This window comes from Chloracidobacterium sp. (assembly GCA_025057975.1).
In the GTDB taxonomy this organism is placed as follows: Bacteria; Acidobacteriota; Blastocatellia; order Chloracidobacteriales; family Chloracidobacteriaceae; genus Chloracidobacterium.
Genome location: JANWUV010000003.1, coordinates 37786 through 60607, shown reverse-complemented (window position 1 = coordinate 60607; position 22822 = coordinate 37786). Strand labels below are relative to the sequence as shown.

At 60.1% G+C, this 22822-nt stretch carries 20 protein-coding genes; 9 read left to right on the top strand and 11 right to left on the bottom strand.

Going from position 1 to position 22822, the window contains the following annotated elements:
- Positions 1-40: 40 nt before the first annotated feature.
- The 5 genes from NZ585_03300 to NZ585_03280 all read left to right on the top strand — a co-directional run bounded on the left by NZ585_03300 (position 41) and on the right by NZ585_03280 (position 6388).
- A complete protein-coding gene (locus NZ585_03300) occupies positions 41-1396 on the top strand; it encodes a DUF92 domain-containing protein (protein MCS7079062.1) in 1356 nt (451 codons plus the stop codon).
- A gap of 45 nt (positions 1397-1441) precedes the next feature.
- Entirely contained in the window at positions 1442-3379 is a 1938-nt protein-coding gene (locus NZ585_03295; GenBank protein MCS7079061.1) for a bifunctional serine/threonine-protein kinase/formylglycine-generating enzyme family protein, read from the top strand.
- 209 nt (positions 3380-3588) lie between these two features.
- Complete coding sequence (locus tag NZ585_03290; GenBank protein ID MCS7079060.1) at positions 3589-4179, top strand: formylglycine-generating enzyme family protein; 591 nt, start codon at positions 3589-3591, stop codon at positions 4177-4179.
- A gap of 132 nt (positions 4180-4311) precedes the next feature.
- Positions 4312-4941: an HD domain-containing protein gene (locus NZ585_03285; protein ID MCS7079059.1), complete on the top strand. Its 630-nt coding sequence runs from the start codon at positions 4312-4314 to the stop codon at positions 4939-4941.
- Positions 4916-6388 (top strand): carotenoid oxygenase family protein, encoded by a 1473-nt coding sequence (locus NZ585_03280; protein ID MCS7079058.1) that lies wholly within the window; start codon positions 4916-4918, stop codon positions 6386-6388. The genes NZ585_03285 and NZ585_03280 overlap by 26 nt, the downstream gene beginning before the upstream one ends.
- 408 nt (positions 6389-6796) lie before the next feature.
- Here NZ585_03280 and NZ585_03275 read toward each other — a convergent pair whose 3' ends face one another.
- From NZ585_03275 to NZ585_03240, 8 genes are all read right to left on the bottom strand, one after another.
- Entirely contained in the window at positions 6797-7057 is a 261-nt protein-coding gene (locus NZ585_03275) for a hypothetical protein (GenBank protein MCS7079057.1), read from the bottom strand.
- Between the two features lie 43 nt (positions 7058-7100).
- Positions 7101-8021, bottom strand: a complete 921-nt coding sequence (locus NZ585_03270; GenBank protein MCS7079056.1) for a hypothetical protein — start codon at positions 8019-8021, stop codon at positions 7101-7103.
- Positions 8022-8095: 74 nt separating this feature from the next.
- Complete coding sequence (locus NZ585_03265; GenBank protein MCS7079055.1) at positions 8096-8734, bottom strand: class I SAM-dependent methyltransferase; 639 nt, start codon at positions 8732-8734, stop codon at positions 8096-8098.
- 15 nt (positions 8735-8749) lie between these two features.
- Positions 8750-9517: an SDR family oxidoreductase gene (locus NZ585_03260; GenBank protein MCS7079054.1), complete on the bottom strand. Its 768-nt coding sequence runs from the start codon at positions 9515-9517 to the stop codon at positions 8750-8752.
- A gap of 2 nt (positions 9518-9519) precedes the next feature.
- Positions 9520-10323, bottom strand: a complete 804-nt coding sequence (locus tag NZ585_03255) for a thiazole synthase (protein ID MCS7079053.1) — start codon at positions 10321-10323, stop codon at positions 9520-9522.
- A 22-nt stretch (positions 10324-10345) separates the two neighbouring features.
- Positions 10346-10549, bottom strand: a complete 204-nt coding sequence (thiS, locus tag NZ585_03250; protein ID MCS7079052.1) for a sulfur carrier protein ThiS — start codon at positions 10547-10549, stop codon at positions 10346-10348.
- Between the two features lie 108 nt (positions 10550-10657).
- On the bottom strand, positions 10658-11041 hold the full coding sequence (locus NZ585_03245) for a peptidoglycan-binding protein (protein ID MCS7079051.1): 384 nt from the start codon (positions 11039-11041) through the stop codon (positions 10658-10660).
- A gap of 60 nt (positions 11042-11101) precedes the next feature.
- Positions 11102-11641 carry a hypothetical protein gene (locus NZ585_03240; GenBank protein MCS7079050.1) on the bottom strand — a complete coding sequence of 180 codons (540 nt, stop codon included), beginning with the start codon at positions 11639-11641 and terminating at the stop codon, positions 11102-11104.
- Between the two features lie 423 nt (positions 11642-12064).
- Between NZ585_03240 and NZ585_03235 the strand changes: the two genes are divergently transcribed.
- Positions 12065-13780, top strand: a complete 1716-nt coding sequence (locus NZ585_03235; GenBank protein MCS7079049.1) for an N-acetylmuramoyl-L-alanine amidase — start codon at positions 12065-12067, stop codon at positions 13778-13780.
- Positions 13781-14091: 311 nt separating this feature from the next.
- Here the strand turns inward: NZ585_03235 and mutL are convergent, their stop codons facing one another.
- The 3 genes from mutL to NZ585_03220 are packed head-to-tail and all read right to left on the bottom strand — an operon-like array spanning position 14092 to position 20317.
- Positions 14092-16068 (bottom strand): DNA mismatch repair endonuclease MutL, encoded by a 1977-nt coding sequence (gene mutL, locus NZ585_03230; GenBank protein MCS7079048.1) that lies wholly within the window; start codon positions 16066-16068, stop codon positions 14092-14094.
- A 36-nt stretch (positions 16069-16104) separates the two neighbouring features.
- A complete protein-coding gene (gene priA, locus NZ585_03225; protein ID MCS7079047.1) occupies positions 16105-18597 on the bottom strand; it encodes a primosomal protein N' in 2493 nt (830 codons plus the stop codon).
- A 52-nt stretch (positions 18598-18649) separates the two neighbouring features.
- A complete protein-coding gene (locus NZ585_03220; protein ID MCS7079046.1) occupies positions 18650-20317 on the bottom strand; it encodes a ribonuclease J in 1668 nt (555 codons plus the stop codon).
- 147 nt (positions 20318-20464) lie between these two features.
- Between NZ585_03220 and NZ585_03215 the strand changes: the two genes are divergently transcribed.
- The 3 genes from NZ585_03215 (at position 20465) to NZ585_03205 (ending at position 22822) form a co-directional block, all read left to right on the top strand.
- Positions 20465-21280: an ABC transporter permease gene (locus NZ585_03215; protein MCS7079045.1), complete on the top strand. Its 816-nt coding sequence runs from the start codon at positions 20465-20467 to the stop codon at positions 21278-21280.
- Between the two features lie 327 nt (positions 21281-21607).
- Complete coding sequence (locus tag NZ585_03210; protein ID MCS7079044.1) at positions 21608-22336, top strand: DUF4339 domain-containing protein; 729 nt, start codon at positions 21608-21610, stop codon at positions 22334-22336.
- Between the two features lie 42 nt (positions 22337-22378).
- On the top strand, positions 22379-22822 hold the full coding sequence (locus NZ585_03205) for a hypothetical protein (GenBank protein MCS7079043.1): 444 nt from the start codon (positions 22379-22381) through the stop codon (positions 22820-22822).

The window sequence follows — 22822 nt, the reverse complement described above, 5'->3', positions numbered from 1 at the left end:
TGTCCCCCTGCCTTTTTCCTTGTTCAAGAGAGTGCGCGTGATGGAAGTTTTTGACCATCCTTGGCGCGCGGCGCTGCCGGCCAGTGCAGTGGATAGTTCGGAGACCCGGCGGCGATTGGTGCATGTCGGTATGGGCCTTTTTGCACTGGTCGTCGTGTCGTTCTGGCAAACGCTCCTGATGGGTTTGTCGGGCCTTGCCTTGGCCTGGGTTCTGCCCAAGTGGATGCCCAGCCTGCTTCGAGCTCACGAACAGGCGCAAGGATACTCCGTCGGCGTCATCGCCTATCCGGCGGCAGTCGTGGCGCTCACGCTGTTGTTCCCAAATGATTTGTGGATTGTCGCGGGCGGCTGGGCAATGATGGCCTACGGCGACGGCATGGCGGTTGTTTGCGGGCAGGGGTTGCGTGGGCCGCGTCTGTGGTGGAATCCGCGCAAAAGCCTGTTCGGGACGCTGGGGTTCATTCTGTTTGGTTGGCTGGGGACGCTCGCCACGGTGTTGGTGGTGGGTGGACATCCATTTACGCCCTCGGGTCTGGCGCTGGTGGTGTTAGCGGCGGCGGTCGTCGCGGCGCTGCTGGAGTCGTTGCCTTACGACATCTGCGACAACCCGCTTGTCGCCGGTGCCGCCGCGCTCGTGCTGTGGTTGGCGGCGCAGATTGACATCAACGCTTGGTACGCAGCGCAGACAGCGGTTGCGGCGCGAACGCCCATCGCCGCCAGCCTTGCGGTCGTTTTGGCGCTACTTGCCCGCGCCACCAAGTCGGTGGACTGGTCAGGGGCGATAACCGGGGCGGTGTTTACCTTCGTCCTCTACGCTGCGCTTGGCGGGCTAGGTGTCGCCGGGCTCATGGCTTTTTTCATCGTCGGAACGGTCGCCTCGAAAATTGGCTACGAGCAAAAACGCGCCAAAAAAGCGGCGCAGGAGATTCGTACGTGGCGCAACGCCGTGGCGAACGCAGGCGTTGCGGCGGTGTGCGCGCCGTTTGTCGTGCTGACGCCACGCCCTGACCTCTTCGCCGTCGCCGTGCTGGGCGCATTCGCCGCCGCCGCTTCAGATACCGTCGCCGGTGAAATTGGGCGCGTTTATGGAGGGACGCCTTACTCCATCGTTTCGTTGCGGCCAGCGCGCGTCGGCGACAACGGCGCAGTGTCTTTGGTTGGCTTGGCGACGGGACTGGCGACCGCCGTCGGCTTCGGCGCGCTTGCCTACCTTGCCGTGGACGCTAATCTCCATCGCGCCGTCTGGTGCATCGCCGTTGGCGGGATGGTCGGCAACCTTGTGGACAGTCTGCTTGGCGCGACGGCTGAAAACGCCGGTTATCTCGACAATGAAGCTGTCAACTTCGCCTGTACGCTGAGTGGGGCGATGCTTGCCGTTTTTCTATTCGCGTTGTAAAACCGAAAGCTGTCACTTTGCTTAGCAAGCGTGCAGGGCGGCGGCATGGCGCTTCTCAAGAATCAGTACCGGCTGTTGCAAGAACTGGGGAGCGGCGCGTTCGGCAGGACTTACCTGGCGGAAGACACCCATTCTCCGTCAAACCGGCGCTGCGTCATCAAGCACTTAACTTGGAATCATGACCCGCAGCTAGCTCATATAGTGCGAGAGCGCTTCAAGCGTGAGGCGATACTGCTTGAAAAGCTAGGGCGTGGTTCACAGGGCGGAATCCCGGAGCTTTACGCCTACTTCACCGAGGGCGAGGAGTACTACCTTGTTCAGGAGTGGATTGACGGTGAAACACTGACGCAGAAGCTGCGGCGCGAAGGGCCGCAATCGGAAGCTGCGCTGGTTTCGATTCTGCTAGGGACGCTGCGTATTTTGGATTACATTCACACGCTTCCCACGCCCGTCATTCACCGCGACATCAAGCCGGACAACATTATGCTCCGCCGCGCCACAGGTCAGCCGGTGCTGATTGATTTCGGCGTCGTCAAGGAAATCACCGCGCCCGAAAGTACCGGAGCCGGTAATACGATTATGGCCGGCACAAGCGGTTACATGCCGCTGGAGCAAGCCGCTGGACGGCCAACCTTCGCCAGCGACATTTACGCGCTGGGGATGACGGCGATTACGTTAGCGACCGGACGGCATCCGCGCGAACTGGTGAACCCAATCAGCGGTGAAGTGACATGGCGAGCGGCCGCACCGCAGATTCGCCCGGCGCTGGCGGCGACGCTTGATATCGCCGTCCGCCGTAGCGACCGCGACCGCTACCAAACCGCGCGTGACTTTGCAATGGCGATCCAGGCAGCGCTGAGCAGCGACGCATCGGCTGGTGGCGGCATTGACCCAACGGTGTACGCTCTCGGGTCGTCCTCTTCCAACGCAGCGCCGTTGCCGCCGCTTTCCGCCAGCTTATTACCGACGCTTTTGCCGCCGACCTTACCGTTGGTTCCATCCAATCCATCGGTAAGTCCAACACCGGCCGGCGGCGTGACGGACATTATCCAAAACCTTCAGGCGCAACAAGGCGGCGCACAGAAGGTGGGTTCGTCAAAGCTGTTCGCGCCGCTGCTTGCTGCTGTTGGGGGATTCCTCCTGCTGACGGCAGCCGGCGTGACGGCGTGGTGGTTGCTTGCGCCGACGCCCAGCCAGCGTTCGGTGACCGTGAAGTCCAACAGTCCGCCGGACAAGAAAAAATCAACCGACGATACGCCAAACAAAGCGACGCCCACACCGCCGCCGGTGTCGTCCCCGCCAGCGCCAGCGGGTATGGTCTTTATTGCCGGCGGGACGTTTCGCATGGGCCGGGACGACGCCGAGCACCCTTCGGAAAAACCAAGTCACGTTGTCACCGTCAGGCCGTTTTTCATAGACAAGCACGAAGTCACCAACGCGGAGTATGAGGCGTTTATCAAGGCGACGCAGCATCCGGCGCCACCGGACTGGGTGGACGGGTCCTACCCGGCTGGGATGGCCAACTACCCCGTCGTCAATGTTTCTTGGCAGGATGCGTGCGACTACGCCGCTTGGGCCGGCAAGCGCCTACCGACGGAAGAGGAGTGGGAAATGGCGGCGCGGGGTGTTGAAGGGCGACTATATCCGTGGGGCAATCAGTTTGACCTGCGCCGCCTCAACATCAAGGAAAGCAACCTCGGACGCCCCAAAGCAGTTGGCAACTACCCCACCGGCGCGACGCCGGAAGGCGTACTCGACCTAGCCGGCAACGTCGCCGAATGGACGGCCTCGGATGACAAATCTTATCCGGGGAGCGCCTACAAGCCGGAGACCAAGGCCAAGATTGTACGCGGCGGAGCCTTTTCGCTGTCGCGGGAGTATGCAACGGCGACGAAGCGAACGCAGGTGCCGCCTGACACACGCGATCCGGCGCTCGGCTTTCGCTGCGTCAAGGACCTTCCGAACGGAGGGCGACAGCTGTGACGCCGCCGCACCGCACGGCTTGCAGACGCCCGGTTTTCACCAATGTTCAGGCGGTTGGAGTCCTTTGCCTTCTCGCGGCGCTGTTGTTTTGGCGGCCGGTGGCCGGCGCCGTTCTGCAGGGAGACAATCCCTTCAAATCTGGGAAACCTAAAGCGCCTTCCAGCCGGCCTAACCGGCAAACCTCGGCGCGAGCCAAGCGCCCAAAACCGGTGATACTCACATCGTCTGAGCAACCTCCCCGACCCTTTCTGGCAAGTCTGATTGATATGGAAATGATTCCCGTACCCATCGCTGGGCGGGCGCTCTACTTCAGCCGGTACGAGGTGACGCAAGCGCAGTGGCAAAAACTCATGGGCTTCAACCCAAGCCGTCATCAGGGTCGTGACTTACCTGTAACCAACGTCTCGCTGGACGACATCCGCGAGTTCCTCAACCGGCTCAACGCGGCGGAACGCGACCGACCGGTAACGTATCGGCTGCCCTCCATAGAGGAGTGGAAGGCAGCGGCCAGCATTGGTTTCAACCGCGACGCACAGAGTTGGCACAGCGGGAATTCGCTTGGCAAGCCTCAACCGGTGGGTGGCAAATCACCCAACGGCTTTGGTCTTCACGACATGACAGGCAACGTCTGGGAATGGTGCGCCGATGGGTTCGTGTGCGGCGGTGCATATGACAGTTCGCCGGACGATGCCACACCAGAGACGGTCCACCCAGCCCCCGGTCGTCGTCCGCTCCCATCCAATTCTCGCATAGATAACGTCGGTTTTCGGGTTGTGGCTTCATTCACAGAAAAGCGATGAGACCGTTGTTTTTACTGGGGGCAGGATTCACATTGGTGAATTCATCTTTCGAGTTGGGGCAGGTTTGTCGCCAACCTGAAACTTTGGGTGGGTCATCACCGCCACTCGCCGCTGTTTGGAAGGAATACGGGCATGCTCAGTGAACGCTACGATGAGGCGTTGGTCTTCGCCCATCAGCTGCACCGCCGCCAAAAGCGCAAGGGTGGCGCGACGCCCTACATTGCGCATCTGCTCTCCGTCTCGGCTCTTGTCTTGGAACATGGCGGCGACGAAGACCAAGCCATTGCGGCGCTTTTGCACGACGCGATTGAGGATCAAGGCGGCGAGGCCGCCCGCCGGGAAATCCGGCGGCGCTTCGGCGACCGCGTCGCGGCCATCGTGGACGACTGCACCGACACCGATCAGACGCCTAAACCGCCGTGGCGGGCGCGCAAGGAAGCTTATCTGAACCGCTTGCGGACGCTTCCCGAAAGCTCGCGCCTCGTCTCGTTGGCCGACAAGGTACACAACGCGCGTACGATGTTGCTTGACTACCGTACGGTGGGCGAGGCGCTGTGGACGCGCTTTGAAGGCCGCCGCGAGGGAACGCTGTGGTACTACCGTTCACTCGTAGAAATCTTCGCCGCCGATTCGCCTTCCGCGCTCGCCAACGAACTTGAACGTACGGTGGCGGAACTCGAACGTCTCGCATCATGCGCGTCGCCCCAAGCCGAATCTCGGCTATTAGAAGACAACCATGGCTGCTCCCGCTCCACAACCTGAAACCCGCCGCTGGAACCGCGACGATTGGGTACGCGGCTACACCTCGCTGACCGAAGAACGCGACGATTGGCTGGATGACATTGAGGGAGCGCTGCCGCGCGATTTGTGCGGTACGCTTTACCGCAACGGGCCGGGTCTGCTCGAACGCGGCGGCCAGTCCGTTCAGCATCCCTTTGACGGCGACGGGATGATTTGCGCCTTTGACTTTATTGGCGACGGGCGCGTTCGGTTTCGGAACCGCTACGTCCGCACCGCCGGGTTTGTCGCCGAGGAAAAGGCCGGACGCTTCTTGCAGCGCGGCGTCTTCGGAACGCAAAAGCCCGGCGGCTGGCTGGCGAACGCCTTTGACCTGCGCGCCAAAAACATCGCCAACACTAACGTCGCCTACTCGCCCAAGAAGCTGCTGGCGTTGTGGGAAGGCGGAAAGCCCTATGCGCTCGATCCGCACACGCTGGAAACCATCGGCGAAGACGACTTGGGCGGTGCGTTGGCCGGCGACGCCAACTTTGCGGCGCATCCGCGCTATGACCGGCGCACCGGGCGGATGGTCAACTTCGGCATTCAGCCGGGGCTGTCTTCAACCATCACCCTGTACGAGCTTGACGCTGATTTCACCGTCCTGTCGCAGCATCGGTGGGAGACGCCGGGCTTCGCCTTCATTCACGATTTCGCCCTGACGGACGACTACGCCGTGTTTTTTCAGAATCCGGTGACGGTCAACCCGTTTCCGTACTGGTTTGGCTTTCGCGGGGCGGCAGAGTGCCTTGTTTTTCAGCCTGACCGGCCGACAAAAGTGCTGGTGCTGCCGCGCAGCGGCGGTCGGATGCGCGTTTATGAAACTGACGCCTGCTTTGTTTTTCACCACGTCAACGCACACCTTGCAGGTGAGTGGCTGACTGTAGATTCGATTGCTTATGAGACGTTCCCCGCGCTGAAGCCGGGGACGATGTACCGCCACGTTGACATTGAGAACATCCCTGCATCGCAACTCTTTCGCTTCACCATCAACTTGACAACGGGCGAAACCCGCTGCGAACGCCTGATGGAGCGCGCCGTGGAGTTTCCAAGCGTTCATCCGGCGCGGGTCGGTCTGCCGCACCGATGGGTGTTTATGGCGATGGCGGACGCGCCGACGGGCAACGCGCCGTTGCAGGGCGTTCTAGCGTACGACGTGCGAACGGGAGAGGCGCAAATGTATAGCTTTGCGCCCAAGGGCTATGTCGGCGAGCCGGTGTTTGTCCCGACGCCGGGCGCGGCGGAGGAAAACGCCGGGTATTTGCTTCAGATGGTCTTTGACGCCGAGCGCGGCGCAAGTGATTTGGCTGTTTTTGACGCGCGGCATGTGGCGCGCGGCCCTGTGGCGCGGTTGCATTTGCCGGTGACGGTGCCTTACGGCTTGCATGGCGCGTTTGTCCGCCGCGAAGGAGCGCCGACGGCCGCCGGATGACCAAACCGGACGATGTAGTACACGCCGCCGTGGAAGCCGCTGCAGGCCGGATCGGCCTCGCCACATGCTCTCGGCAAGTGTGCTATGAAACCTCCATCCCCCGTTCCCGCATCACAGCGCGCATTCTCCCATTGCCGACCAGACCAACCACGTACGCTGAAGGCGTCGGCCGAACGCGCGATTTCGTTCAGCAAAGCCGTTGTCGCTTCGGCAGCCATGCGGCAAGGCTCGCCGCCGGAAGCCAGTCTTCACGCAAAACAATCTCCATCGGCGGCGGCGCAAGCGTGATGGCAGCCATAACCGCGCGCAAGCGTGTCGCTTCCACTGGCAGCCAAGTGTAGGCGACGACGGCGAGCGATTGGCTTAAGGTTCAGCCGCCAACCCAAAAACGCTACGCCGGTCGTCAGCCTAAAACCGGCCGCGCTGACCGGCAGAAGCAGCACGCCACCACCGCGTACACAACCTGCCCGGCGCGACGTAGCCAAACGTCGAAGCTCGCTGACTCGCGCAGACGAGGACGCGGCGGTTGTAACGCAGGGCGTCGGGCGTGGGCGGCGTTGTTCCCAAAACGGCGGCGCAAGCGCAGACCACCCCGCACAGGGGTAGTCCGATGACAATAGCCGCGAGCATCAGCGCGTCGTCGTCGGAGCGGCTTCCGCGCTCATTCAAGACGACGCCCCATGCGGCAAGCAACGCCGGACGTAGGCACCGCTTAGGCGGCGTTACGCCGCGATTTTTTTGGCGTCGCGGCGGTTTCGTCGTCGGAACGGCTCAGGTACGGGCGCGGCTTGAAGTCGGGCGGCGTGTCCAGCATGGCCAAGTTATCGGCGATGATCGCCACGTACAGGCCGGTACTCAGGCATTGCTGACGAACTTGCGCCGGGAAGTCCACCGCCGCCGCCATGCCGTAAACCTCCTTGCCGGCGAACATCAGATCAAAGCTTGCCGCGCGCCGTATCACATCCAGCAGGCGCTTGACAGCCTTTGAATCGAAGCGGGTCTTGATTTCGACAATACACGCCGTATCGGGCCTTTCCGTGGAAAAGGCGGCGGCGTCCAACTCCAGGTAGTCCACGCCCTTCTGGATGGCGAGGCGCTGTACGATGTAGTCAAACCCAAGCTGTTTCTGGAGTAACCGCTTGAGTGACGGATACGGCAGCTCTTCATTGTAACGCCCGAAGCTGTTGCCGGCGTCGCCGAACTGCTTGCCGAGCTTCTTGATTTGCCGGTCGGTCTCTTTAATTTGCCGGTCGGTCTCTTTGAGCCGCTGGTCAGTCTCTTTGAGCTGCCGATCCGTTTCTTTGATGAGCTGTTTGATTTCCTTGAGTTCCCGTTTGGACTCCTTGGCCAGGAGGCTGTTTTCTTGAATCTGCCGGGCGTTTTTCTCGATGAGCTGTTCGGTTTCCTTGAATCGCCGGTCAGTTTCTTCCATCCGCCGGGCGTTCTCCTGAATGACCTCTCGGAGCAACCGGTCGGTTTCTTCCATCCGTCGGTCGTTCTGTTGAATGAACTCTCGGAGCAACCGGTCAGTCTCCTGCTGCGCGTGGCGCAGCTCGCGGATTTCCGACGAAAGTAGTGAAATCTCTTTTGAGGTCTGTTCGAGTATCGCCCAGACACGCTCTTCCGTGGACATGCAACTTGCTCCCGCCGGTCGGTTGCGTCTTCGCCAAGATTTGTCCGCCCGGTGTCGGAAACGTAGCGTCTTTGTCAACGGGTGTCCATCAGTGAACTTGGCTTGCGGGCGACAAGGTCAAGCAGCGCCGACATCCCCCGGTGCGCCGTGCCTTCCTCAAGCACGGCGTCGCGGGACGCCAAGTGCAACACTTCAAAGTCGGCGAAAGTTGTGCGGATGAATTCCTCCGTATAGAGGTTCTCGACACAGGGTGGCCCGCCGGTACGGTAGTTCAACTGCTCCGTTCGGTAGCCTTCCAGCAAAAACAGCCCGCCGGGCCGGAGCGCGCGCTTGAGCTTGACAAAGAGTTCATCGCGGGCGGGCGGCCCGGCGAACTGAATAAAAATCGCTACGACGACATCAAACTCGGCTTCAGGAAGCGCCAAAGTCAACAGGTCGGCGCATGCAAACGCGACGGCGACGCCGCGCCGCGCCGCCAATTGCCGCGCTCGATCCTGCGCCACCGGCGACACGTCCACGGAAAAGACATCTAATCCCTGCTCCGCTAGCCAGACGCCGTTGCGGCCTTCGCCATCGGCGACGGCTAGCGCCTTCCAGCCGGGCTGCAACCGGTACGCCTGCGAGGCGAGGAAGGCGTTCGGCGCTTCGCCCAGCCCGTAGCCGCTCCGGTATCTGGCGTCCCACTCGGCTTGATAATCGGGCTGGTTGTCCATATTCCCCGCGCCGCTTCATTTGGCGAGCAGACCGCCGTCCACGACCAAGTTGATGCCCGTCACCCAGCCCGCTTCGGCGGACGCCAAATACAGTGCGGCGTAGGCAATGTCTTCCGGGCGACCCAGCCGACCCAGCGGGTAACCCGCCTCAAACTCACGGCGTCGCGCCGCCGGATCAGGCGCGTCGTCAATGAGTCCCCGGTTGCTTTCCGTCGGGACAAAGCCGGGCGAGATGCAGTTGACCCGGACACCGTCACGGCCGTAGCGCACAGCCAGCGATTTCGTCAGCGACAGCAGCGCCCCCTTGGAAGCGGCGAACGCTGGCGACGCGCCCGCGCCGCCCTTGACGGCCAGCAGTCCCGCGATGTTGATGATGCAGCCCTGTCGCTGCGCCTGGAAGTGCGGCATCGCATGCTTGGCGTAGAGAAACGCCCCCCGGACATTGACATCAAAGGTCTCCCGCCAGTCGTCGTCGGTCGTCGCATCAAGGGCGACGCGCCGATTGACGCCCGCGTTGTTGACGACAATATCGAGGCGTCCATAGCGGTCGAGCGTCGCTTCTAGACTACGCCGGACATCGGCTTCGTTGGTCACGTCGGCTTGGATGTGAATCGCCTGCCCACCCATGAGCGTCAGATGCGCGACCGTTTCCTGTCCGGCCGACAACCGCCGCGACACGATGGCGATGCGCGCACCGACCTCGGCGAAAAGTTCAGCAATAGCGCGACCAATACCGCTGGAGCCGCCGGTAATCAGCGCTGTTTTGCCGTCCAAGCGAAACATCGTCACGGACGCGATCCAATAAGGCCGTCCAGCGGGCTGCTCGCGCTCGCGTAGAGGCGGCGCGGCATCCGTCCCGCAAGGTACGCCATGCGGCCGGCCTCAATCGCGTGTTTCATCGCCGCCGCCATCAACGGCGGGTTCTGCGCCGTCGCTACGGCCGTATTGAGTAAGACCCCATCCATGCCCATTTCCATTGCAATAGCAACATCCGAGGCTGTGCCGACGCCGGCGTCCACGATGATGGGAACTTCGGTAATCATCTCGCGCAAAATGCGCAACGTCGTGAAGTTCTGAATGCCCAAGCCCGACCCAATCGGGGCCGCCAGGGGCATGATGGCGGCCGCGCCGGCGTCAATGAGTCGCCGCGCCACAACCAAGTCGTCATTGAAGTAGGGCAGAACGATAAAACCTTCCTTTACCAGCGTGCGCGTCGCCTCGATGAGGCCGGCGTTGTCGGGGAAGAGTGTTTTTTCGTCGCCGATGACTTCCAGTTTAACCCACGGCGTACCGAGAATTTCACGCCCTAGGCGCGCCGTACGAATGGCGTCTTCCGCCGTGTAGCAGCCGGCCGTGTTCGGCAAAACGAGCATCCGGTCAAGATCGAGAAAATCCATCAGCGACCCAGCCGAACGGTCGGCCAGATTGACCCGCCGGACGGCGACCGTCACGACTTCCGCGCCGGAGGCGCGATGCGCAGCGCGCATGGTTTCAAAGTCCGGGTACTTGCCCGTGCCAATCATCAGCCGTGAGCTAAACCGGCGACCGGCAATCACAAGGGCGTCGTCGGTAGGTATAAAGTCGGCCATAACGCAAGGCAGGAGGAACGGCTCAGCCGCCGCCGACAAAGTGGACAATTTCGAGTCGGTCGCCGTCCGCAAGCTGCAGTTTGTCCCACTCGGCGCGTGGCGCAAGCGCCCCGTTGTGTTCGACGGCGACACGGCGCATGTCGGTCAGACCCAGCGCCGTCAACAGTTCCGCCAGCGTAGTCCGCTCGGAAAGCATGCGCTTTTCGCCGTTGATGGTGACTTCCATAGGTTTATGCAACCAAAACAAAGACGGTTTCAATGCGATGAACATACGCCGAAACCGTCCTGGCTTTCAAATCAGTTGTTCCGCTTCCCTATCGGAAGCGTGCCTACCCTATGAAGAAGGCGTGGTTTGGCCACCTTCTTCCTTCTTCTTTTTCGCCGGAGCCTTGCGCTTGGGCAGACCCATCTTTTCGCGCGTTTCATTGGTGAGCGTACCGGTGACCTTCAAGCCGTTCTGTTCCTGGTACTTGCGCAGCGCCTCCGTCGTTTCGGCGTTTTTGTAGCCGGTGATTTCACCTTTGTACAAACCGGCTTCCTTGAGGATGGTCTGCGCCTTGCCGTAGTCAGTGTTGGGGTTGTTGGCGCGCGGCTTCTTCTTGGGTTTGGACCCTTCTTCAGCCGCCGGCGTGTCTTGAGTGAAAGCAACCGTCATCCCGCTGAAGCTCACCAGCAGGCAAGCGACCAGTATGGCAAAGAAAGCGTGTTTTCGTAGCATGAAACGTCCTCCTTGAAGAAAAATTTCAAGCGGTGAAGCGTTTTCCGAACAATGGAAACTTCATGGGTCAAACGGCTGGTAGGCTGACTCCGGCGGCGGATCCTCGCTCGGTAAAGCCACCAAAATCATTCCTGTTTGACGGCGCAAAACTGTAGAACGCAGGCGATAGCGGAAGCGGCGACAGCGCCGGACATAGGCTGGCTGTGGGTCGGCGTCGAGCGTAAAACCGGCGGCGTCGGCTTCAAAGCGCAGGCTGTAGCCGTACCAGCCGTCGCCGATGACCTCGCTGGCGGCCGCCCCCACCAACCGTCGCTCAAATCCATTCAGCAATCCCATCTGGTCAATCAACTGTTCCCAGGTCCCAAACCGGCCGTGTACAGCATAGTAGGCGGTCTGCGCCGTCACTATGACGCGGACATTGTTGACGGCGCGGCGCTCAGCCACGACGACCCTGACCCACCGGTACGCCGGAACTGACAGCACCAGTAGAATTCCAAGAACAATAATAACCAGCAGCGCCTCGGTGAGACTCACGCCGCGTGTGCGGGCGAGCTCCCACGAAGCAAAGTATGGCAGCGGACAAACAGCGCGGCGTCGCATCCAACATAGCACCACCCCGGTTAGCTCAAACGCCATCGGTTGCTTTGGAAGCAGCTTACTGAACAGGCCGCGTTAGAAACAAGACTCAATGGCGTTTCCATAATATTTTCGGGCTATCCAGCAAAGCATCACTGTACCGCCTGCCAAGAACGTGTTGTGGCGCTATAACTCCCTGGAAACTACGACCAATCGCGACTGAAACCTAAGTGAGCAACGTGAGCGGCTGCACGCAAACCACAGCCAAAATAGTGATACAGCTTATGGCCTTTCTTGCCGCACGATGTTCGTCGGCCGGCTTGCAGTCTGTGTTATGCTTCCGCTAGCCACGGTAATTAGGTAGGGGTTTTCATCTCTGTCGGCTTCCAGGGACATATCCGATGATCTTCGGCGTCCAGGTCATCATTGTCACCGAGGGAATAGACCGTGAAACGCTCGCTCAGGCTGTGCTACTCGCTCCTGTTCAGCTTGCTGCTGATTCTGCTGGCTCCGCTGCGTGAACATCAGGCGCATCCGCAGGCGACCCCTGCCCTTTCCGCTTCAGACGAACTGATGCATCGGGCGACGTTGTTGGCCCAGTCGCTCTACAGCCGTCCGCCGGCGGCGCGTGAGGAAAGCGAGTATCTGGCGCTGGCGAATGTTTATACGCGCGCAATTGCGCTGGATGCGGCGGCGATGACCGGCGACGCGGCGCTGGTGGCGCGGGCCGAACTGTTTCGTGAGATGGCGCAACTCTTCAACAAGCCGCGCTATTTCTACGCCGCATTGGACAGCTATGACGCGGTGCTGCGCCGCTACCCGGATGGGCCGTTTCTCGTGCGTGCGCTAGTCGGCGTAGCGCGCATTCACGAACGCGATCTGCACGCGCCGGATGCGGCTGAACAAGCTTACCGTGAGATCATTCGGCGGTTTCCGCAATCGGTCAGCGCTCGCGAGGCGGCGGCCTGCATGGCGCGGTTGAGGGCGACTGCTGGACAGCGCAGTCCCCGAGATGTCGCTGAAGCTGGTTTGGAGGAAGACGCCACCGGCGTCGCCACCATTAGTCAGGTTCGGCACTTTTCAGGGCCGGATTACGCGCGCGTGATTCTCGATTTGAGCGCCGGTGTGGCATACGAGCGGCGCGTAGAAGGCACAGCACTCGTGATCAAGCTCCCGTCCGCCAAGCTGTCGCCGTTGGTAGCGCCGGTGCAAAACTTCACGCCCGCCAACGGGATGCTGCGACACATCCGGCTCAACAGTCGGGAGGGTGGGGTTGAGGTGCGGATTGAGTGCGCTCGCCTCCGTGACTTCGCTATTTTCGCCTTGGACAGCCCCCCTCGGCTCGTCGCCGATGTACGCGGCGCGCAGCCGATTATAGAAGAACCCTCAGTGGTGGCGGAGTCCCCAACACTGCCACCGTCTGGTACTGCTCCGAGATCGCTCGTCCGCGCGTTGGGTCTGAAAGTGAAGCGCATCATTATTGATCCCGGTCACGGCGGTTCGGACACTGGCGCAATTGGGCGGGACGGCATGTACGAAAAGGATGTCGCGCTGGACATCGCCTTGCGGTTGCGCGCCGCCATTCAGCGTGAACTCAAGGATGTTGAAGCGATACTGACGCGCGATACAGACCGCTTCGTCCCGCTGGAGGAGCGGACAGCGATGGCCAACGCGCGCCAAGCGGACTTGTTTATTTCGATTCACCTCAACTCCAGCCCGACGCCCTTGGCCAGCGGCGTGGAGACCTACTTCCTGAGCCTTGACGCCACTAAGGAAGAACTCGACGTAGCGACTCGTGAAAACGCCACCACATCGCGGAGCGCTGGAGAGTTGCAGGGGTTGCTCCAGCGCATCATCACGGATACGCGAATTGCTGAGTCGCGGATGTTCGCGCAAAGCATTCAAACGAGCCTTGTCGCTGGTCTAAGCCGGATTAGCCCGACGGCTGGCTTCAATCGGGGCGTCAAAAAAGCGCCTTTCGTTGTCCTGTTGGGCGCGAACATGCCGAGCGTCCTGACAGAGGTTTCTTTCTTGAGCCATCCCAAAGACGGAGAGGCGTTGCGAACGATTGAGTTTCGCCAGAGCATTGCGGAGGCGCTGTGCGATGGCATCAAGCGTTACATTGAAACGCTCAAGCGCCCTAGCCTAGTCGCAGCAGAATGAACCGTCCCGTTTGGGAAGCTTGCTCGAAGCGGTTTTTGTAAGAAAGCCAACCCCAACCCGGCGAAAAGTCCATTCCTTGCCTGTGGAGCGGTAGAATGTCTTTGCGGTGGTCGTACCGCAAGATTTTTTCGCCTGCCATTTTGCGTACTGCATACGCTCCGTACACCAACGCCCACCAAACAATGCCGACGAGGCAGGTTGTGTGAGCCGTACGAAAAAATCTGGGCCAACTGTGGGGAGCAGCGAAAAGGCTGTGTTTTTTCCGCGCCTATCCCGCCACCAATGTCGGCTTCACGCCGTCGCACGGCTTCCTAGATTCGCTTAAAGCTGCGCTCAATCATCGGCATATCAAAGCGCAAAACAATTGGCCGACCATGCGGGCAGTTGGTCGGTTGTTCGCACTTGAAAAGCTCATCCACCAGCCAAGTCATTTTCTCCGGCGTCAGGTTCATGTTGGCCTTGACGGCGGCGCGGCAAGCCAGACTCGCCGCCAACTCACGCAGAAAATGTTCGTGGGAAACGGCTTGCTGTTCAACGGCCAACGTGTCAAGTAGTTCGGCAAGTAAGTTTTGCGCGTCGGCGGCAGCAAGGTCAGCGGGGACACCCTGAACGGCGACCGTGCGGCCGGCCAGCCGCGTTGTACGGAAGCCGGCCGTCTCCAATTCGCCCGCCACAGCGTCAAACGCTGCCGCCTGCGCCGGCGACAAGTCTATAACGATAGGCGTCAGCAACATTTGCGTCGTTATGTCGCGCGCCAACAGCGCCCGGACGCACTGCTCAAACAGGATCCGCTCGTGCGCAACGTGCTGGTCAATCAGCAACAGACCGTCGGCGTCAGTCGCCACAATGTAGCTGTTGTGCATTTGACCCAAAATGCGAATGTCGGGACGTGACTCGCGCCGAAGCGCGGCTTCAAGCGGACGGGGGGCCGCCCCGTGAGTCGGACGGTAAGCCCCGGCGCAACGGACGCGCGTTCGCCCTTCCAACACGGCGCGCAGGCACTCCGCCGCCGTCGTCGCTTCCGTCGCCAAGGCTTCGGCGGGCGTTTCCGAAGTCGGGATCGGATGCGCCTCAGCAACGGGCGGTTCAACGGCGGTCGGCGCTGGGAAAGACGGCGGCCGGTGCTCGCCGCCGACGGGCGACGTGGTGGTCGGCGGCTCATACTCCGCTGGCGGCGGAGCAAAAGCCCGGAGCGCCGCTTTGACGGCTGAAGGATGAGACGACGGCGTCGGCGATAGCGCGTCAGCGGCGTCTCGTGGAAGCGCGGCGGCCGGCAACGTCGGAAACGGTGCGAATTTAGGCGCAACTCCCAGCGCCTGCCGCACCGCCGCCGTAATGCCCTCTAGCACCTGCTGCGGTGACCGAAAGCGAACTTCGATTTTCTGCGGATGAACATTGACATCCACCGCATCCGGCGGCACGTCCACAAAGAGCATCGCCGCCGGAAAGACGCCCGGCGGCAGAATGTTGCGGTAGGCGTCTGAAAGCGCGCGGCTGATGAGCTTGTCGCGGACAAAGCGCCCGTTGACGAAGAGGTACTGCCCATCGCGGGTCGTTCGCTGAATATGCGGGCGGGAAGCAAAGCCGCGCACCACAACGCCGTCCTGTACCAACTCAACTGGGGCAAGACCGTCAAGCAGTCCGGCGCCGAAGAGTTGGTAGGCGCGTGCTCGCAGGTCGGTCGTCGCCGTCACGGCCAGCACCTGTCGGCCGTTGTGTTCGAGTGTGAAGCCCCGCGTGGGGTTGGCCAAAGCATAGTGGGTCACAAGGTTGATGACATGGAAGGCTTCCGTCGCGTCGGTTTTGAGAAACTTGCGTCGCGCCGGAAGATTGAAAAACAAGTCGCGCAACACAATCTCCGTCCCGCCTGGTGCCGCTGTGTCGCGGACGCGCCGAATTTTTCCGCCTTCAAGCACAACTTCGGTGCCGGAAGTCGCGCCATGGAGCTTGGTCGTCAGTGTGACGCGCGTAACCGAACCGATGGCGGCCAAGGCTTCGCCGCGAAAGCCAAAGGTTTGAATCGCCGCCAAATCTTCGGCTGTACGGATTTTGCTGGTCGCATGCCGCTCGAAGGCCAGCAGCGCGTCGTCGCGCGTCATGCCTTCGCCGTCATCCCGAATGCGAATGTAGGTTTTCCCGCCGCGCTCGATGGCGATGTCAATCTGTTGGGCGTTGGCGTCCAGCGCGTTTTCCAGACATTCCTTGACAATCGAAGCCGGTCGCTCCACGACTTCTCCGGCGGCGATCCGATTGGCGACGACATCCGGCAAGATACGAATCTTCGACATAGGGCATGCGGGGCGGCGACGGGTGACGCCAGCCGTTCACATCAAATCAAGCGGGTCAATTTCAACAAAGACGTGACGACGTTCGCTGTCGGTGAGTTCCGGCAGCATGTCTTGCAGCGCTTCCCGAAGGCGTCGGCGCTGACGCGCCTTGAGGAGGATTTGAAAGCGGTACTCGCCGCGCAGTCGCGCCAGCGGCGCCGGTGACGGCCCTAGAACCCGTAGAGCATCTGGTGAGCCGTTGGATGCCGGTAGCGACCGCCGCAACAAAGCAGCGGCTTTTTCAGCCAGCGCCTGCCCTTCCAGCTCGCGTTCGTGACGAATGACGACGTTGGCGAGAACGCAGAACGGCGGGTAGTACAGTTCGCGGCGCTGGAGGATTTCCTGCTCAAAAAACGCTTCGTAGTCCTGCCGGCAGCCGGCGACCAGCGCATAGTGCTCAGGTCGGTAGGTCTGGACAATGACGCGCCCCGGCCGGTCGCCGCGCCCGGCGCGGCCGGCGACCTGCGCAATAAGCTGGAAGGTGCGTTCCGGGGCGCGAAAGTCCGGCATCATCAAGCCTGCGTCAACCGAGACGACGCCCACCAGCGTCACATTCGGGAAGTCATGCCCTTTGGCAATCATCTGCGTCCCGACGAGGATATTGAGACTGCCGGAGGCGAAATCGTTGAAGATGCGCTCAAAAGCGCCGCGCCGGCGCGTAGTGTCGCGGTCTAGGCGCGCAATGGATAACATCGGGAACAGCTCGCGCAAGCGCGCTTCAAGTTGCTCCGTCCCCTCGCCGATGTACGCGATGCCTTCCCCACGACATTCCGGACAGACGACGGGCGGCGGCGTCGTGTGGCCGCAGTAATGGCAAGCCAAGTAGTTGTCGCTCCGGTGGTACGTCAGCGTGACGGAACAGTGCGGGCACTCGGCCACGAAGCCGCACTCCCGGCACAGCCAACAACTGGCAAAGCCGCGCCGATTCAGCAACACCATAACCTGTTCACCCTGCGCGCAGGTCTCCGCGATGGCGGTTTGCAGTTCATCGGAAATGAAGCGCGTCGCGCCGTGGCGCTTGAAGACTTCGCGCATGTCCACCAGCGTCACTTCCGGCAAGCTACGGCTGCCAATGCGTTGGGATAAGACCAAGCGCGTGTACTTGCCGCTCAGCGCATTCTGAAACGTCTCGACGGCTGGGGTGGCGCTGCCCAATATCACCGGGCAGTTAAGCCGGCTGGCGCGCAAGATCGCCGTGTCGCGCCCGTGGTAGTGCGGCGCGCTTTCAGACTGCTTGTATGAAGCGTCGTGCTCTTCGTCCACAACGATGAGCCGCAGGTTGACCAGCGGCGCAAACACAGCCGAGCGCGTTCCGATGACAACCCGCGCCGCGCCGGAACGAATGCGCTCCCATTCGTCTACGCGCTCGCCCGGCGCAAGCGAGGAATGCAGCAGCGCGACTAGCGGTCCGAACCGCTGGATGAGCCTCCGCGCCAGCATTGGCGTAAGGCCGATTTCCGGCACGAGCATCAGCGCCGAGCCGCCACGTTCCAGAACAGCGCTGATGGCGGCCAAGTACACTTCCGTTTTGCCGGAACCAGTGACGCCATGCAGCAAAAACGTCTGGAACTTGCCGGCGTCATGGGCGGCCAGCACAGCCTCACAGGCTTGGCGTTGTTCAGGCGTGAGTTCAAGCGGCGGCGCAGGCGGCAAATCGGCTAAATGCGCGAGCGGATCGCGGCGAACGACTTCAGGAACAACTTCAACCAGCCCCTTTCGAGCCATCTGGCGGATGACAGAGGGGCTGACGCCGGCATGCAGGGCCAAGTCCGTCACGGTTTCGGTTTTCCCTTCCTGAAGTCGCGCCACAACGCGCGCCTGTGCTGGGGAATCCGGTGTCTCCGGCAAGTTCAAGGGTCGCACCACCAAGCGTTGCTTCACGCCGACGCGCGTTTGCGCCGGGCGCGTCGTGATTGTGACCAGTCCGGCGCGTTCAAGATCACGCGCCATCTGACGCCGGTGCTTCCCAAAACGATCCGACGGTAGGGCGTCGAGTAAGACGGCGCCGCCAATCTCAGCCAGCCAAGCGAGAAAACGGCCGTCGCGCGTTCGGACGTCTGTTCGCTGTAGGGCGGCAGCTTGCCGTCCGGTTTCCGTGAGCGTCACCCAATCTTCAAGAATGACATCGAGTCCAGCGGGCAGCGCCGCCTTCAGCGTCTCGCCCCATGGCGCAAAGTAGTAGTCGGCGACCCACCGGGTTAGCGACAACAACTCCGCATTGACGACAGGTGTTTGATCCAGCCAGTAGGCAATGTCCTTAATGTCAGCCGCTTTCAAACCGCTAGGCGGTTGCTCGCAGACGGCGACGACGTAGCCCACGAGAGTTTGCCGTCCAAAGGAGACGACGACGCGGCAGCCCGGCTCAGCATAGGCGTGGTGTTCAGGTGGAATCCGGTAAGTATAGGTGCGCATGACTGCCGCCGGGACAGCGACTTCAGCGAATAACTCCGGTTGAGAGCTGTCGATCTGCGAATGGGTGACTTCTGGCATGACGCAGCCGCTTCAAAACGACCCCGCCTGCGGCGCGGATATGACCAAGCGGTTAGACGACGACCACCAGCGGAACAATGGTCGGCTTTTGCCCGGTCAGGCGCACGATGTGGCGCTTGAGGGCAAGGCGCAGGTGTTCTTGAAAATGCTCCTTCCCGCCGTTGACACGCTCTTTGGGCGGCATCGCTTCGACGGCAGCCAGCACCACGTCGCGCAGTTCAGCGATTTCCTCTTCGTCACCGTCCACCCCCAAGTAGCCACGTGTCGTGATTTCCGGCGGGCCGAGCAATGTTCCGGTCGCCTCTTCAACAGCAACGCCGGCGATGACGACACCCTCATACGCCATGCGGCGACGATCACGAAGCAGAGTCTCATCAAGTTCAAGGAAGCAAGTGTCGTCAATATACACCCGGTTGATCGTGATTTTGTCGCCGATCTGGGCGGTTTCGCCGTCCAGCGTCACCACGTCGCCGCTTTCAATAAGGAGTACGCGGTCAGGGGCGAACCCCAGCGTTTGGCACGCGAACAGCTTGTGTTGGTAAAGCTGGCGGTACTCGCCGTGAATGGGGATGAAGTACTTCGGACGAATCGCTTCCAGCATCAGACGCAGGTCCTCCTGCGCGCCGTGCCCTGAAACATGAATGCGCGCCTGCGTGGAGTCCACAACCTGCACTTCGTTGCGATAGCAGCGGTTGATGAGCTTGGAGATCGCCTTTTCGTTGCCCGGAATCTGCCGCGCCGACAGCACAACCGTGTCACCCGCTTCCATCCAAGCCTGCCGATGACTTCGGTCGGCGATCCGCCACATTGCGCCCATCGGTTCGCCTTGGCAGCCTGACGCCAAAACGACGATTTCACAGGGATCAAAGTGCTTGAAGTCCTTGGCGTTGACGAGAATGCCCGCCGTGTCGAGAAAACCGGTCCGCTCGGCGATCTCAATGTTGCGTTCCATGGCGCGGCCGACCGCTACGACTTGCCGTCCGAACTGCTGGGCCAGATCGAAGATAATCTGGATGCGATGAATGCTTGAGGCGAAGCAACTTACGAAAATGCGCCCGGCGGCGCGGTCGAAAATGTCTTCCAGCGCTGGAATGACGACCCTTTCCGACGGCATTTGCCCTGGACGTTCCACATTGGTGGAGTCGGAAAGCAACGCCAGTACGCCGCGCCGACCAATCTCATGCAGTCGCTGGACGTCTATTGGGTCGCCGCACACCGGTGTGGCGTCAAACTTGAAATCGCCGGTATGCACCACCGTCCCGATGGGCGTTGTAATCGCCAAAGCGCAGCAATCCACAGTAGAGTGCGAAACGCGAATGTATTCGATGGAAAATGCGCCGACTTCAATGGTTTGGCCAGCCTGCACCACCCGTAGTTCCGTAGAAGACAACAAGTGGTGTTCCTCCAGACGCGGCTCAACGATCCGCAGGGTGTAGGGCGTCCCGTACACCGGCACGTTCACCTTCTTGAGCAGGAACGGCAGCGACCCAATGTGGTCTTCATGGCTGTGGGTGAGAACAACGGCGCGAACTTGGTCTCGGTGGCGTTCGAGGAAGGAGAAGTCCGGCGTCATCGAATCCACGCCGAAGTGACCGACTTCGGAAAACATCAGCCCGGCATCAATCACGATGATGTCGCCGCCATAGCGCATGACCATGCAGTTCATGCCAAATTCGCCAAGCCCACCCAGTGGGATGATTTCGAGTCTAGTACCGTTCACGACGCCCATACATCCTTTCTCGAGTCAAACCTACCGTGGCCGGAGGCGCTTAAGAGAAGCTATAGTAGCGAAGTTCGGCGTCTGGGGCGACGAATAAAACCTGCCGCTCTTGTCTCCGGCGCTCGCCGGGAGCGTTTCTAGAAGGCCATGAACCTGACGGGCAAAATTGGGCTGGTTATCGTGACGGCGCTTACGCTGATCGCCCTGTTGGGGCCGTTGTTCATCCCGCCAGAACAAGTGACATTTCAGGATTTGGAGCACAGCTTTGATCCGCCGTCGTGGGCGCATCCGATGGGACTGGATGAGAACGGCCGCGACATTCTGGCGCGGGTTGTCTACGGAGCGCGGGTGTCGTTGACCGTCGGCGTCATTGTGGTGGCTGTTTCGTCGGCCGTCGGGTTGTTGCTGGGTATGCTCTCCGGTTACATCGGCGGCTGGGTAGATCGCTTCATCGCTGGCTTTTGGTTCAATGTCTTTCTGGCTTTTCCCGGTATTCTGCTGGCGATTGCAACAGTCGCCTTTTTAGGAGCGAGTTTGGCCAATCTCATCTTGGCCCTCTGTGTCATTGGATGGGTTGGATACGCGCGTCTCATCCGGGCGCAGGTGCTCAAGGTGAAGGAGTACGATTTTGTCACCGCCGCCCGCGCATTGGGGGCAAGTGACGTGCGGATTTTGTTTCGGCACATCTTACCCAACGCGATCCAGCCGCTCATTGTTCAGGCAAGTCTCGGGATGGCTGGGGCCATCTTAGCTGAGGCTAGTCTCAGTTTTCTTGGTCTCGGCGTTCCGCCGCCAACGCCAAGCTGGGGCGCAATGCTCAGCGACGCTCGCACGCACTTTGCTTCAGGATGGCACATGACCGTTTTCCCGGCGGCAATGATCACCCTGACCGTCCTTGGCTTTAACCTGCTGGGCGACGGCTTGCGCGAATGGTTAGATCCCAAGCAGCAGCGCCCCCGCTGAACAGCCGACCCATTGGGCCTTGGACGCGAGCGCTTCTTGAGGTCTCCAAAAATCACTGAAGTGCAACGACTCTCTGCTGATTCGAGCGGCCCACCTCAAGGAGCGACTGAATGCACTCAGCCTCGGTTGTGAGAGCAAGCCGAAAAAGGCGTTTGTCGAGTGTTTCAGCATCCGGTGATTTCCCCTGCGCGCGCTCTAACGGAACGGCGTCCGTTGCTCTTTACACATATTATCCAAGGGCTTTACAGGCACTTAACAAACCACTCGTTTCTCCTGTCAAAGACTAAGCCTAAGTGGAAAAACTGCTCTTGGACGGGAGAAAAGAAGATGGGCAAGTGGGCGGTAAGGATCGAGGGGTATGAGTATGAAACTGACATTGATGAGCTAAGGCAATGGGTTGTTGAGGGGCGAGTGTTACCGGAAGATATGGTCTTTCGGCAAGGACTAGGATGGAAAAAGGCCGGAGAAGTGCCAGCATTAAGAGAAGCCTTTATCGAACAAAGAAAGAAACCACCCTTGCGGAATGAACAGTCTGAGTCATCATCGTTTCACTTATACACACCTATTTCTCAAAATCCTTACGAAAATCTCAGTCTACCAAAGCTCAGTCAACGAGCAATTGGCTACTCGATAGATATGATGTCATATTCGCTATTTTCCGCACCAGCTTGGTTGCTGGAGTATGTTCAACGCGCGGAAGCTGTCGCCCAAGGACTCAATCCAGAAGAAGTAGCATCGTCAGCACCGGCTTTCGTTATGTTCTTCGGCCTCGTCGCTCACTTCATTCTCAATATCTATCTGACGAGCACGTACGGTTGTTCCGTCGGCAAACGATTGGTCGGCACGGTCGTTCTCGATGAGAAAAAGAAAACATTTCTCAGCTACGGAAAAGCTGCTGTTCGTGAGACGCTTCGCATTCTTGTTGTCGCTCCGAGCCTTAAGAATGTCGCCTGCTGTTTGCTCTGGCTACCAAGCATATGGCTGGTTTTTGATGCCAAGCATCAGCAACTTTATGACAAACTCATCGCCGCAAATGTCTATGACAAAACATCCTAAAACATCCCACCGCATCAGTGCTTAGTGGAGTAGAGTCAAGATATGCGTCATGAAGAACAGGAATTTTTGAGTGAAGGTAGTTTTTGGAGGACATATTTTGCGACAACAGCGATTGTCTTAGCCATAGGCTTACTACCTTCCATCATGATTGTATCCAAACAAGGAATCAGGGTTATCTTCCCAGAGCGTCTTCGGGAAGAGTCAGTTTCCGATGTACTCGCACAGGATTGGATTATTCATCCTAGGTGCGTCACAATGATGACCGGACGCGAAAGGGGCGAAATACTTCTTCAATTAGATTGTTCCGAACTGAAAGATAACCTAGTCGCCTACTACGAGGAGCAATTTGAAAAGCAAGGCTATGTTCAAAAGATTGCACATGACAGAGAAACTACGACCATTACAGCGAAAAAAGACCAAGTCCAATGTCAGGTTAAGATTTCCGGCTTTTCTGTGCAGATTATCCTTAGTAAAACGAAGTCTTAA

What these genes read in the sequence shown, in the direction of transcription:
- NZ585_03285 (MCS7079059.1), top strand. Translation starts at nt 4,312, where the DNA reads ATGCTCAGTGAACGCTACGATGAGGCGTTGGTCTTCGCCCATCAGCTG.
- NZ585_03280 (MCS7079058.1), top strand. Translation starts at nt 4,916, where the DNA reads ATGGCTGCTCCCGCTCCACAACCTGAAACCCGCCGCTGGAACCGCGAC.
- thiS (MCS7079052.1), bottom strand. Translation starts at nt 10,549, where the DNA reads ATGGAAGTCACCATCAACGGCGAAAAGCGCATGCTTTCCGAGCGGACT.
- NZ585_03240 (MCS7079050.1), bottom strand. Translation starts at nt 11,641, where the DNA reads ATGCGACGCCGCGCTGTTTGTCCGCTGCCATACTTTGCTTCGTGGGAG.
- NZ585_03210 (MCS7079044.1), top strand. Translation starts at nt 21,608, where the DNA reads ATGGGCAAGTGGGCGGTAAGGATCGAGGGGTATGAGTATGAAACTGAC.
- NZ585_03295 (MCS7079061.1), top strand. Translation starts at nt 1,442, where the DNA reads ATGGCGCTTCTCAAGAATCAGTACCGGCTGTTGCAAGAACTGGGGAGC.
- NZ585_03260 (MCS7079054.1), bottom strand. Translation starts at nt 9,517, where the DNA reads ATGTTTCGCTTGGACGGCAAAACAGCGCTGATTACCGGCGGCTCCAGC.
- NZ585_03245 (MCS7079051.1), bottom strand. Translation starts at nt 11,041, where the DNA reads ATGCTACGAAAACACGCTTTCTTTGCCATACTGGTCGCTTGCCTGCTG.
- NZ585_03205 (MCS7079043.1), top strand. Translation starts at nt 22,379, where the DNA reads ATGCGTCATGAAGAACAGGAATTTTTGAGTGAAGGTAGTTTTTGGAGG.
- NZ585_03270 (MCS7079056.1), bottom strand. Translation starts at nt 8,021, where the DNA reads ATGTCCACGGAAGAGCGTGTCTGGGCGATACTCGAACAGACCTCAAAA.
- NZ585_03215 (MCS7079045.1), top strand. Translation starts at nt 20,465, where the DNA reads ATGAACCTGACGGGCAAAATTGGGCTGGTTATCGTGACGGCGCTTACG.
- NZ585_03300 (MCS7079062.1), top strand. Translation starts at nt 41, where the DNA reads ATGGAAGTTTTTGACCATCCTTGGCGCGCGGCGCTGCCGGCCAGTGCA.
- mutL (MCS7079048.1), bottom strand. Translation starts at nt 16,068, where the DNA reads ATGTCGAAGATTCGTATCTTGCCGGATGTCGTCGCCAATCGGATCGCC.
- priA (MCS7079047.1), bottom strand. Translation starts at nt 18,597, where the DNA reads ATGCCAGAAGTCACCCATTCGCAGATCGACAGCTCTCAACCGGAGTTA.
- NZ585_03265 (MCS7079055.1), bottom strand. Translation starts at nt 8,734, where the DNA reads ATGGACAACCAGCCCGATTATCAAGCCGAGTGGGACGCCAGATACCGG.
- NZ585_03255 (MCS7079053.1), bottom strand. Translation starts at nt 10,323, where the DNA reads ATGGCCGACTTTATACCTACCGACGACGCCCTTGTGATTGCCGGTCGC.